Below are 11,851 nucleotides of genomic sequence, written 5' to 3' on the forward strand. Positions count from 1 at the left end.
GTGCTGCCGTTCGACTTGCATGTGTAAGGCATGCCGCCAGCGTTCAATCTGAGCCAGGATCAAACTCTTCAGTTCAAACCTGTTACTGTTTTCGGTTCTTTCGAACCGGTCGCTCACTCAAAGCTGACAGGAATATGAATCACTTCATAAACCTGACTTACTTTAGTGTGAGACTCTTGATACTTTTGCTATCTGATCCGAGGATCAGCTCGCTGCCATCAAGCGCCCACACTTATCGGCTGTTAATTTTTAAAGAGCAATTCTGCGAGGAATCTGAACCCCTCGGCAGCGCTGCGTTTTCAGCAGCAGAGAAGCGAGATTATCAACCGTTTTTTGAGACTCGTCAACAACTTTTTTAACTACTTCGTTGCGACGACTGCGGTTTAATTTCGCGTGCACTGGAATCGATAAAACCGACTTCAACAGCACCGCTTCCCTCTTCTTCCCCCGCGCTGCGTTTCCGTTAGCGCGAAAGAGGCGTGATTCTATGCATCCGCCCCGGTCTCCGCAACCCCTTTTGTGAAATATTTTTGACGTGCTATGGCGGAGACCGGAGCACGTCCTCGTGCTCATAGACAGGCGACACGGCAGGCGCAGCCTCGGTCGCCCTTGAACAGCCCCGCCGTATCGCACGCAACCTTCCGTCGATTACCGCCCCACCATCGCCCTCACCACGCCGTCCCGTCGAATCAGCCCGTGATACAGCGCCGCGGCAAAGTGCGCGAGGAACGTCAGGAAGAACAGATAGGCCAGCACGCGATGCGCGACCCGAAGCCACGCGAACGTCACCGGATCGGCCGACACCAGCGCCGGCAGCTGCACGCCGCCGCCCAGCGTCACCGGGTACCCACCCGCCGACAGCATCGCCCAGCCGATCAGCGGCATCGCGACCATCAGCGCATACAGTACGAGATGCGACCCGTGCGCGGCTACCTTCTGCCACCACGGCAGATCCTCGGGCAACGCCGGCGGCTTCGACAGCATCCGCACCACGATCCGCACGCACACCAGCACCAGTACCGCCACACCCAGCGGCTTGTGAATCGCCACCAGGATCTCGTGCCGATCGGAAACGGATGCCACCATCCCCACGCCGATGAACAGCATCGCGAGGATCATCGCGGCCATCACCCAGTGCAGCACCCGCGCCGGCACACTAAACGTCGTCGAAGCCTTCATCATCGTCCCTCCCCGCTCAATCGCGCCGCGCCTGCCACGCCGGCCTCCTCACTCGTGCGCCGCAGATACGAATCCGCGTACGCGGCCGAACGCGCCGCCAGCAACGGATCGCCCGACACCTGGATCCCCTGCGGCAGCACCGTCGGGTCGTAATTCACGTCGCGGCACGGGCCGCTGTCCTGCGCCTCCACGCGGTCGAGCACGAGCGTGCCCGCATCGATCGTCGTGCGCTGCGCGGGCCAGACCTTCGTCGCGTCGTCCACCGGGTCGCCGGGCTCCGCCAGCGTGACCAGCAGCTTCCACTTCTGCGGGCCGGCCGCGATGCGCTGCGTCACGTCCTGTTGCAGCACGTTCGGATCCGCGGCCGTCGCGACGTCGCCGGCGCCCGCCGTCTGCTCCGGCACGACGCGCCACCGCACCGCCTGGCGCTTGCCGGCCGCGTCGACGAAGTAGAACGCGTTCAACCCGTAATAGCTTTCGGTGACGTAGCTCGCGCTCGGCTTCGCACCCTTCACCCATTGCAGGAACGCGGCCGCTTCCGGATGCGCGCCGAAGAACGCCTTCACCTTGGCCGGGTCCGGCTTGCCCGTCTTCGGATCGGGCCGGGTCGCGAGCGTCTGCTCGTAGAACGCCTGCGGCGTCGCCACCGGAAACACCGGCATCGCGTTCATCCCGGTTCGCCATTGCTCGCCGTCCGGCGCGGTGAGCTTCAGCGCGAGGCTGCGGATCGGCACGCTGTTGTCGGGCGCATAAGGATTCCCGCCCGGCAGCGCGAAGCGCCCGACCACCGGCGTGCGCACCGCCTTGAAGAACGGCGCGACCGAATACGCGCTCGCGGCGCCGTTGCCTTCGAAGTAGCCGGTCACGCACACGCCCTTCGCGTGATTGCGCCGGAAGCCGGGATGGATGCCGCTGTTGGTCTGCAGCGCGTCGACGAGCCGGTGCGGGGTCAGACGCGCCGGTGCGAGCCACCCGCCGGCATACCCGAACGCCGCGGCCACGCCGGCCACCGCGCCGCCGATCACGGCCCAGCGCCACCACCCGCGCCCGGGCTCGCGCTGCGGCGAAGAAGAGGAAGATTGCTTCATGAATGCACTCCCGATCGTCAGATCATTGTCGAACGCGCGTAGGACGCCGCCCGCGCCGCTTTATTCCACGAAAAGTTTTTTCGTATGCTGGAGGGAATAACCGATGCCGGCCGGCGTCCTACGCGGCATCCACGACCCTTTCGGCAACCGGCCCGGCCATGCCCTCCACCGCCCTCGACGACGAAGCATTGCGCGAACTCATCCCCAGGCTGCGACGCTTCGCGCTCTGGCTGGCGCGCGACGTCCATGCAGCCGACGATCTCGTCCAGTCGACGCTCGAGCGCGCGCTGTCGCGCTGGACGAGCCGTCGCGACGACGCATCGCTGCGCAGCTGGCTCTTCACGATCCTGTATCGGCAATTTCTCGATGGCAAACGCAGTGCGAAGCGCTACGCGTGGCTGCTTGGCCGCATGGGCGACGACGACGAAGCGCACTGGCCGTCCGCCGAACGCGAATTCGCGGCGCGCGCGACGCTCGAAGCATTCGGCCGGCTCTCGGACGAGCAGCGCAGCCTGCTGCTGCTCGTCGCGGTCGAAGGCTTCACCTATCAGGAAGTGGCCGACCTGCTCGAGGTGCCGATCGGCACCGTGATGTCGCGGCTCTCCCGCGCGCGCCAAGCGCTGCGCCAGCTCAGCGACGGCGAACTTCCTGCTCCTTCTCTCCGATTGATGAAGAAATGAACACGCCTCCGAACGAACATGACCTTCAGGCCTATGTCGACGGCCAGCTCGACGACGATGCGCGTGCCGCGGTCGAGCGCTATCTCGCACTGCATCCGGAGCGTGCGGAACAGGTGAAGCAATGGCAGCGGGACGCGCAGCGGTTGCGGGCCGCGCTGGAGAGCGTGCGGATGCCGCCGGATAACCCCGCGCTCGATCCGGCGGCGATTCGCGGCCGGCGCGCTGAGCGCGCGCGGATGCGGTTCGCGATGGCGGCTTCGTTCGTGTTCTGCGTCGGGCTCGGGACGTTCGGCGGATGGCAGGCGCGCGGGTGGAACGCGGCGCCGCCCATTGCGCCGATGAGCGATGCGGTCAAGGCTTACCGGATGATGGTGGTCGATCAGACGGCCAAGGTCGATTACCGGCCGACCGGTGCGGGCGACTTGCAGGGGTGGCTCACCAAACGCGTGGGCGCATCGGCGAAGCTGCCGGATTTGAGCGCCGCGGGGTTCAGGCCGGTCGGCGGACGGTTGTTCACGACGGACAGCGGGGCCACGGCCGCGATGGTGCTCTATCAGGATGACGCGGGGCAGACGCTGAGCTTCTATCTCCGGCCGGCGGAATCGGCACATCGGCTGCTGCCGAACGGGCAACGCGTGGATGGCGCACTGCTCGCGCGGTATGGATCGGTGAACGGGCTCAACTATGCGGTGGTCGGGCCGGCCGGAAGCGTCGGGGAGAAGGCGGTCGTGCAGGCGCTCGAGCAGCAGACTTGAAGTGGTAGGATGCGCGCCCGGCGGGCTTGAACGGGCGCACGCTCACCACTCGCTTGCACAGCGTTTCGACTGACTTTCCCGGGCTGTTATTCACATCGAGGCCGCGCCGACCCCCTCACCTTCGGAATCACAGGGTTTCGAGTCGCCGCGGAACAGGATATCCACATCGGGCATGCCGGCGCTGCCTGCTGACTTCGGTCGGCTCGCTCACCTTCGGCGCGCACAGCGTTTCGGGTTGTTTCGGGTGTCGATATCCACACGGAATTCGAGCTCCGGACGTCGCCTGCGATGTGTTCACTTCCCTCTTTCATGGTCGGCGAAGCCTTGCCGAACAAGGTATTCAGGCCGACTGGTCCATCGAGACCGGAATGCTCACCTGTCGGGTGCACAGGGTTTCGACTGAATCGATATGCCGGTTATCCACACACCGCCGCCCGCGCTTCGGGTCACTTCGCCACGAACGTGACGGTGACGACATTGTCGTCGCGCGCTGGATCTACCGGGGTGCCCTTTTATCCGTGATGCAGATCTCTGCCGTTGCGCAGATCCTGCCCGGTCGCCGCGAAGTCTTCCTCATCAGCCTTCAGACCGGGCCACATCGATCGCGTCGCTCGTCGTTATCGATGGCTCGGTTCGAAATCGACCATCGTGTGTCGCGACGAAAAATACTCAGTCGCGTTGCCTCGCGTGGTTCAGTCGTTGGAGAACCGCATCCTCGTGGATGCCGGCGATTCTACAGACACGACGACTCACGTATCGCTCGATCGCTTCACAGCGTTCCGCTTCGTTCATCCGCCCGCTGCACGCAGTGCATACCCTGTCCGAATCACAGTCGACGGACTGTGCTTATCCAAAGGTGTTAACAGGGTTCGTATATATACGTAGTGATAGTTAACAAACCCTGTGCCCCACAGTGGATAACCTCCGTAACCCACTGAATTTTCAACGCGAAGCGAAATGCATAACCCTGGGTGCGCGACGTGAACAGCGCCGCGCAGCACAGAACAACTTTTCGTCGATTCACAGCCGCGCCGACATACCCTCAATCGTTCCACTGTGAATCCAGAGGCTTGCCGGACGGTTATCCAGAGGGCAATGTGGATAACACCACAGCCCGTCGACGCGTTTTGCTGTGATGCGATCCCGTGAAGCCAACGTTCCGGGCATCGCGAGGTCACAGCGATCGTCAGCACGCGGCGCGAGCCGTTTCAAAAAATTTTCACGAAGGGGCTTGTGCTACCCCCAAACCCTCTCTATAATTCGCGGCTTCTTAGGCTCGTAGCTCAGTTGGTTAGAGCACCACCTTGACATGGTGGGGGTCGTTGGTTCGAATCCAATCGAGCCTACCAACGAACAAAATGAAGGGGTCCGGCAGCACAACTTGCCTACAGGCAACGCGGCTCGCCAAACATACGAACGCCACGCGGCAACTTCGCGTGGCGTTTTTCTTTTCCGGTCCGAAACAACGCATGAAAGCCCCGATGCGTTGCGCGATACACGGCCCGGCATCGTCATCGACCATCCGATCCGCCACACAACTGCCGCTGCACGGCGCGTAGAATCGTGTGCGCATCGACGCGGCCGTTCCGACCGTCGCTCGATCTCCACCTCATCAAAACAACGACGCGCGCACCGCGCGACTGAGAGCACACGACATGTCCGAGGTCACGACCGCCGCATCGTCCGCAAGCCACGATGAAATCGCCGCTTACGTCGGCAAGCATGCCGCGTGGTACGAAAGAAAATGGGCGATCGCCGAATCGCGCAAGAGCCGGCAATCGTGGAACTGGGCCGCGTGCTTTCTCGGCCCCGTCTGGATGGCTTATCGATGCATGTACTGGCAGGCGGCCGCCGTGCTCGCCGTCACGCTCGGCATCACGCTGATCGAGTTGCTGTACTTCCCCGGATACTTCGAATCGAGCATGCTCGACCCGGCCACGATCGCGATCGCGGTATCGCTCGGCTGGTGCGGGAACAGCCTCTACAAGCGGCACGTCGAGCGCAGGATCGAAAAACTTCGGCCGAGCGCGACGTCCCGCGAATCGTTGCTCGCGCTGCTCGAGGCGCAAGGCGGCACGAACTGGCTGGCGGCGGCCGGTTTCGCCATCGCGACGCCGCTGCTCGGCGTACTGCTGTACATGATCGGCAACGCCGGAGGCGCGATGTACTGATCGCGGTGGCCGGCAATCGGCAACGCAAGGCGGAAAGAAGAGGGCGGCCTGCGCCGTCGCCATGCATCCGCCTGGCATACGGCGCAGGCTCGCGCCGCCTTCAATGCAGATGCTTCAGCTTGTCGGGATTGCGCACGACATAGATCGCGACGATCTTGCCGTCGTCGATCTCGAGCGCAGTCGTCTGCAGCTCGCCGTCGGCCTCCCGCGTGACGAAACCCGGCAGCCCGTTGATGAACCCGGCCCGCACGAGCGTCGACGCATGCGTCGCGAACAGCTCGGCCAGGTGCGCATGCACCCGCATCACGCGCTCGAAGCCGAACACCGGCTTGCCGGCCGCCGTGCGCTTGCCGCCGCCGTCCGAATGCAGGCTCACGTCCTCGGCGAGCATCGCGCCGAGCGCGCGCATGTCGCCGCTGCGCGACGCCGCGAAGAACGCTTCGGCCAGTTCGATTCCGCGCTGCTTCTCGACATGAAAACGCGGCCGCGCGTCGCGCACGTGCGTACGGGCCCGCGCGGCGAGCTGCCGGCACGCGGCCGGGTCGCGCTGGATCGTCGTCGCCACTTCGTCGAATTCGACGCCGAACACGTCGTGCAGCAGGAACGCCGCGCGTTCGAGCGGCGAGAGCCGTTCGAGCGCGAGCAGCAGCGGCAGCGTGACGTCGTCCTGTTCGTCTTCGTCGACGACCGGCTCGGGCAGCCACGGGCCGACATAGGTCTCGCGCTGGTGCCGCGCGGACTTCAGCTGATCGAGGCACATGCGCATCACCATGCGGCGCAGGAACGCCTCGGGCACGCGCACCTCGGTACGATCGACATCCATCCAGCGGATGAACGCCTCCTGCACCATGTCCTCGGCGTCCGCGACGGAACCGAGCATCCGGTACGCGACGCGGATCAGCGTGCGGCGCAGCGGGTCGAAGCTCGCCGCTGCGTCGTCGCGTTCGTCGGCGCGGCCGCCGACCGGGTCGAGAGTCGGCATCAAGCCACCATCTTCGCGGCGGCGGCCTTCGCGTCGGCCGGGTCGACCCACAGCCCGAAGCCGACGGCGAGCCGGTTCCAGCCGTTGATCACGTTGATCATCACCGTGAGTTTCACCTGTTCTTCCTCGCTGAAATGGTCGTTCAGCGCCGCATAGGCCGCTTCGTGCGCCGCATGGCCCTCCGACAGTCGCGTGAGCGCCTCGGTCCAGCCGAGCGCCGCGCGCTCACGGTCGGTGTAGCAGGGCGCTTCGCGCCACGCGGACAGCAGGTAGATGCGCTGCTCGGTCTCGCCTTGTTCGCGCGCCTCGGCGGTGTGCATGTTAATGCAGTTCGCGCACGCGTTGATCTGCGACGCGCGGATCTTGACCAGCTCGATCAGCGTCGGCTCGAGGCTCCCGGCCGCGGCGACCGATACGGTCATCCACTGCTTCATCAGCGCGGGGGCGGCGGCAAACGGATTGAGTTTCGCAGTCATGGTGCCTTCTCCTTTCGTGTGGGTCCGCCGATATGACGAGCGAGACACCCGCGTGTGTGACATCGATGCAAAAAAATTTTTGCGGTTGGGAAGAAAGCGGCGGCAAGCGAACATCGGAACCGATGAGCGGGGCGCCGGGAAGGATGCGATATCGACAGACGAATCGGCTGCATGACGCCGCGCCTGCGACGAACGCGCGCTTTCGACCTTTCACGCACGCCGTGCGGCTGTCACTGGACGTCAGCAGGACGCAGCCGCGGGCATGCGTATTGCGTCCGCGGCCGAACCCCGCCACGACAGGCGTCGACGGCCCGTCACACACGCGACGCCCCCATCACGCATGCTTTCATTATTCTTTCGCGTTCGTTTCACCCGAAATCCGATTCGCGACGTTCACATTTCTGGACCATACTGTTCTGCACGGGCAGACGAAGTGACGCCGCATCCGCGGCCCGGCGCGCGCGCCGGCTGCCCGACGACGCAGCAGCAGGTCGCACGTCAGCCGCGCGCACTCCGAGCGCAAGGCTTTCCCTTTTCCGGCAACGCAACGCAGCGAATCGCGACGTGGACGGTAAACCGATGAGCCTTCTTGCATCCCAGCTTCAGCGCCGTTACCAGGACGTGCGCGCCCATAGCGTCGCGCTGACCGCGACGTTGTCCGCCGAAGACCAGGCCGTGCAGTCGATGCCCGACGCGAGTCCGACGAAATGGCACCTCGCGCATACGACCTGGTTCTTCGAAACTGTCGTGCTGATGCGCCGCGTGCCCGGCTACGCGCCGTTCGACGACGCATTCCAGTTCCTCTTCAATTCCTATTACGAAGCGCTCGGCCCGCGCCATCCGCGGCCGCAGCGCGGGCTGCTCACGCGGCCGTCGCTCGACGACGTGCATGCGTACCGGCACTACGTCGACGATGCGATGCTGCGCGCGCTGGCCGAGGCGGACGCGGCGCTGCTCGACGCGATCGCGCCCGAGCTCGTGCTCGGCCTGCATCACGAGCAGCAGCATCAGGAGCTGATCGTCACCGACATGCTGCATGCGTTCTCGTGCAATCCGCTGCGGCCGGCGTTCCGGCCGCGCACCGGCGACGAAGCCGGATGCGCGCTCGCCGCGGGCGACGCCGGCCCGTTGCGCTGGCTGCCGCAGCCGGGCGGGCTCGTCGAGATCGGTCACGATGGCGATACGTTCTCGTTCGACAACGAACGGCCGCGTCACACCGCGCTCGTGCGGCCGTACGAGATCGCGAACCGTCTCGTGACGAACGCGGAATTCGCGGCGTTCATCGCCGACGGCGGCTATACGCGCCCCGAGTTCTGGCTGTCCGACGGCTGGGCGACGGTGCAGCGGGAAGGGTGGCAAGGGCCCGCGTACTGGATGCCGGACGACGACGATGCGGCCGCCACGCGCGTGCGGCGCACGTTCGGCCTGCACGGCGTCGAGCCGCTCGCACCCGACGCGCCGGTGTGCCACGTGAGCTTCTACGAGGCGGCCGCGTACGCGGAATGGGCGGGCGCGCGACTGCCGACCGAATTCGAATGGGAAACCGCGTTCGCGGCCGACGGCATCCGGCAGATGCTCGGGCACGTGTGGCAGTGGACGCGTTCGTCGTACGAGCCGTATCCGGGCTTTCGGCCGCTCGCCGGGGTCGCGGCCGAATACAACGGCAAGTTCATGGTCGGCCAGCAGGTCCTGCGCGGCAGCAGCATCGCGACGCCGCCCGGGCACGAACGGCCGACGTACCGCAATTTCTTTCCGCCGGCGGCACGCTGGCAATTCACGGGAGTGCGACTTGCGCGAGACGTCTGACCTGACGGCCACGAGCGGTGGCCTGCAACCCGCCCGCGATTCGCGGCCGAGCGCGTTCGAGCGCGACCTGATCGACGGACTGTCGCGCACGCCGCGCAGCATCCCGCCGAAATACTTCTACGATGCGGCCGGCTCCGCGCTGTTCGACCGCATCTGCGAACTGCCCGAGTACTACCCGACGCGCACCGAGCTCGGCATCCTGCGCGATCGCGCGGCCGAGATCGTGCGGCGCGTCGGCCCGCATGCGGACATCGTCGAGTTCGGCGCGGGCTCGCTCGAGAAGATCCGCGTGCTGCTCGACGCGTTCGCGGGCAACTACGCGAACGCGCCGGCGCGCTACGTGCCGGTCGACATCTCGGCCGATTACCTGCACGGCGCGGCCGCGCGGCTGCGGGCGGCCTATCCGTGGCTCGACGTCGCGCCGCTCGCGGCCGACTACACGAAGGCCGAGCAACTGGCCGCGCTGACCGAGACGCCGCGGCGGCGCATCGGCTTCTTTCCCGGCTCGACGATCGGCAACTTCTCGCCGGAAGAGGCCGACACGTTCCTGCGCGATGCGGCGCGGCTGCTGCGCGGCGGCGGCTTGCTGGTCGGCGTCGATCTCGTGAAGGACGAGCGCACGCTGCATCGCGCGTACAACGACGCGCAGGGCGTGACCGCGCAGTTCAACCTGAACCTGCTGGTGCGCGCGAACGCGGAGCTCGGCGCGGATTTCGACGTCGATGCGTTCTCGCATTGCGCGTTTTACGACCGCGCGCGGCAGCGCATCGAGATGCATCTCGTCAGCGACGTCGCGCAGACCGTGCACGTGCGCGGCCACGCGTTCCGCTTCGAAGCGGGCGAGCGCATCCACACGGAGAACTCGCACAAGTTCACGATCGACGGCTTTCATGCGATCGCGCGCCGCGCCGGGTTCGAACCCGATACCGTGTGGACCGACGCCGACAACCTGTTCAGCGTGCACTGGCTGCGCAGCGTCGACGATATCCGCGCGTAACGCGCTGCTGCGGACCGCTCGCGCCACAGGGTGAGGGCGGTTCGCTTCCCGTGCCCACCGGCGGGTTCGATCCCGTTGCCCGGTTTCGTGCCGAAAATCCCCTTTTTACCGGTTCGACGCATCGTTGCAACGGTGTCTGGAATGCCGTCTTTTCCTTGCTCCACAAGGCTTTGCGGGCACCCGTAAACGTCCGTTACCTGTCTCGCATACCCGTTTCACCTGTGTCAGCGTCCGGTGCCTAGACTCCGAACCGTAGTCACATGACGCACGACACGTGCAGGGAGTCGCGAAATGAGCAAGAAACTTATTCTCGGTGCAGTTCTCGGTGTAGCGGCGCTGGCAGCGTCGGGCGTCGCGTCGGCCCACGTCGACCTGTCGGTCGGCATCGGCGTGCCGGGCGTCTACACGGCGCCGGCGCCCGTCTACGTGGCGCCGCCTCCGCCGGTGATGTATGCGCCGGTCGGCTATCGCGACGACTGGCGTGCCCGTGAGTGGCGTGAACACGAATGGCGCCGCCGCGAATGGCGCGAGCACGAGTGGCGCGAGCACGCGTGGCGTGACGGCGGCGGCTGGCGCGGCCGGTGGGACTGAGCGCGGCGACCGGCTCGCGAGAACGCTGATCACGACGACATCAGGAGAGTGATCCCATGAATCCCATCCGGCACATCGGACAGTGCGCCATCGCCGTTGCCGTTGCGCTCGCAACGATCGGCAGCGCGCACGCGGCAGGCTGCATGAAGGGCGCGGTGGTCGGCGGTGTGGCCGGCCACTATGCGGGGCACCACGCCGTGGTCGGCGCAGTCGGCGGCTGTATCGTCGGTCATCACATGGCGAAGAAACAGGCGCAAGAGCAGGCCGCACAGCACAGGGCCGCCGCGCAGGGTATGCAGCCGGCGCAGTAAGCGACCTCGTCGCCGCGGCGATGCCGTGGCGTCGCTCCGGTGCCGCGTGTCCGCGCTCATGCGTGCCCGGATTGATCCGACGAATGCGAGCCGCGCACGCGTCGTTACGATCATTTACAACGTCGCGCGGCGCGAATCTCGCGCGTTCATAAAATGCAGTCACACCAACGCGCTCCAGGGAGCACACGATGAAACAGCAACGATATCTGTCCGTCCTGACGGCCGCGCTGCTCGCGCTCGGCTCGGTGTCCGCCTTCGCGGCGGCCGGCGGCAATGGCGGGGGCAACGGCGGTGGTCATGGCGCAGGCGGCTCGGGCGGTAACGCGGGCGGCATGTCCGGCGGCCACATGAGCGGCCAGGCGCTGAGCAACTCGAACGGCATGCACGCGGGCGACCGCGACAAGGGCCTGGCGCGGGCGGCCGACCGTTCCGACACGATCGCCGATCGCGCCGGTGCGCAGCCGGGCCGCGGTCACGCGCACGCGCATGGTCATACCGCGCATGCGTCGACGTCCACGCACCACTCGCATCGCAACGCATTCGGTCGCACGCTGTAAGCGCAGCCGGTGAATGCACGAGAAGGGCGCTTCGGCGCCCTTTTTTCATGGGGAAAACGCCCCGCGACGGTCGGCACGAAAGCATCGAGCCGACCCGATTTGCAACCAGCCGTAACCGCGTCGCCCTCGCGCGAGAATACGAATTGCTTTCACGCGGACGGCAGAACGAAAAGCGGTGTGAGGAACGGGCGACGCGCGGGTACGCCGCACGATCGATGAAGGCCGGGCGACGCCGATAAAAAAGGGCGGCTCGCCGCC

Annotated in this window: 12 protein-coding genes, 1 tRNA gene and 1 rRNA gene; 9 read left to right on the plus strand and 5 right to left on the minus strand. The window is 65.9% G+C overall.

The window, feature by feature from the left end:
- The 3 genes from HWX62_RS25030 to HWX62_RS25040 all read right to left on the minus strand — a co-directional run.
- Positions 1 to 75 (minus strand): 16S ribosomal RNA (locus HWX62_RS25030); the annotation flags it as partial.
- A 573-nt stretch (positions 76 to 648) separates the two neighbouring features.
- Positions 649 to 1,182 carry a cytochrome b gene (locus HWX62_RS25035; RefSeq protein WP_175931030.1) on the minus strand — a complete coding sequence of 178 codons (534 nt, stop codon included), beginning with the start codon at positions 1,180 to 1,182 and terminating at the stop codon, positions 649 to 651.
- Positions 1,179 to 2,267, minus strand: a complete 1,089-nt coding sequence (locus tag HWX62_RS25040; protein WP_175931029.1) for a catalase family peroxidase — start codon at positions 2,265 to 2,267, stop codon at positions 1,179 to 1,181. Before HWX62_RS25040 ends, HWX62_RS25035 begins: the two co-directional genes overlap by 4 nt.
- Before the next feature lie 158 nt (positions 2,268 to 2,425).
- On the opposite strand from HWX62_RS25040, the gene HWX62_RS25045 reads away from it, so the two are divergent.
- The 4 genes from HWX62_RS25045 to HWX62_RS25060 all read left to right on the plus strand — a co-directional run bounded on the left by HWX62_RS25045 (position 2,426) and on the right by HWX62_RS25060 (position 5,873).
- Complete coding sequence (locus HWX62_RS25045) at positions 2,426 to 2,947, plus strand: sigma-70 family RNA polymerase sigma factor (protein ID WP_175931028.1); 522 nt, start codon at positions 2,426 to 2,428, stop codon at positions 2,945 to 2,947.
- Positions 2,944 to 3,702, plus strand: a complete 759-nt coding sequence (locus HWX62_RS25050) for an anti-sigma factor (RefSeq protein WP_175931027.1) — start codon at positions 2,944 to 2,946, stop codon at positions 3,700 to 3,702. Before HWX62_RS25045 ends, HWX62_RS25050 begins: the two co-directional genes overlap by 4 nt.
- Positions 3,703 to 4,974: 1,272 nt before the next feature.
- Positions 4,975 to 5,051 (plus strand) — tRNA-Val (locus tag HWX62_RS25055).
- Positions 5,052 to 5,357: 306 nt separating this feature from the next.
- Positions 5,358 to 5,873: a DUF2628 domain-containing protein gene (locus HWX62_RS25060; RefSeq protein ID WP_175931026.1), complete on the plus strand. Its 516-nt coding sequence runs from the start codon at positions 5,358 to 5,360 to the stop codon at positions 5,871 to 5,873.
- 100 nt (positions 5,874 to 5,973) lie between these two features.
- Here the strand turns inward: HWX62_RS25060 and HWX62_RS25065 are convergent, their stop codons facing one another.
- A complete protein-coding gene (locus HWX62_RS25065) occupies positions 5,974 to 6,855 on the minus strand; it encodes a sigma-70 family RNA polymerase sigma factor (protein WP_175931025.1) in 882 nt (293 codons plus the stop codon).
- Positions 6,855 to 7,331, minus strand: coding sequence for a carboxymuconolactone decarboxylase family protein (locus HWX62_RS25070; RefSeq protein WP_175931024.1), 477 nt, complete (start codon positions 7,329 to 7,331; stop codon positions 6,855 to 6,857). Before HWX62_RS25070 ends, HWX62_RS25065 begins: the two co-directional genes overlap by 1 nt.
- 579 nt (positions 7,332 to 7,910) lie before the next feature.
- On the opposite strand from HWX62_RS25070, the gene egtB reads away from it, so the two are divergent.
- The 5 genes from egtB (at position 7,911) to HWX62_RS25095 (ending at position 11,593) form a co-directional block, all read left to right on the plus strand.
- The gene (gene egtB, locus HWX62_RS25075) at positions 7,911 to 9,137 is read left to right on the plus strand and encodes an ergothioneine biosynthesis protein EgtB (protein ID WP_175931023.1); all 1,227 of its coding nucleotides are present in this window, start codon (positions 7,911 to 7,913) and stop codon (positions 9,135 to 9,137) included.
- Positions 9,121 to 10,134, plus strand: coding sequence for an L-histidine N(alpha)-methyltransferase (egtD, locus tag HWX62_RS25080; RefSeq protein ID WP_175931022.1), 1,014 nt, complete (start codon positions 9,121 to 9,123; stop codon positions 10,132 to 10,134). Before egtB ends, egtD begins: the two co-directional genes overlap by 17 nt.
- A gap of 291 nt (positions 10,135 to 10,425) precedes the next feature.
- Entirely contained in the window at positions 10,426 to 10,725 is a 300-nt protein-coding gene (locus tag HWX62_RS25085) for a hypothetical protein (protein WP_175931021.1), read from the plus strand.
- 56 nt (positions 10,726 to 10,781) lie between these two features.
- On the plus strand, positions 10,782 to 11,036 hold the full coding sequence (locus tag HWX62_RS25090; protein ID WP_175931020.1) for a hypothetical protein: 255 nt from the start codon (positions 10,782 to 10,784) through the stop codon (positions 11,034 to 11,036).
- Positions 11,037 to 11,224: 188 nt separating this feature from the next.
- A complete protein-coding gene (locus tag HWX62_RS25095) occupies positions 11,225 to 11,593 on the plus strand; it encodes a hypothetical protein (protein ID WP_175931019.1) in 369 nt (122 codons plus the stop codon).
- Positions 11,594 to 11,851 lie beyond the last annotated feature (258 nt).

It is taken from the genome of Burkholderia sp. BCC0506 (assembly GCF_902833145.1).
Taxonomy (GTDB): domain Bacteria; phylum Pseudomonadota; class Gammaproteobacteria; order Burkholderiales; family Burkholderiaceae; genus Burkholderia.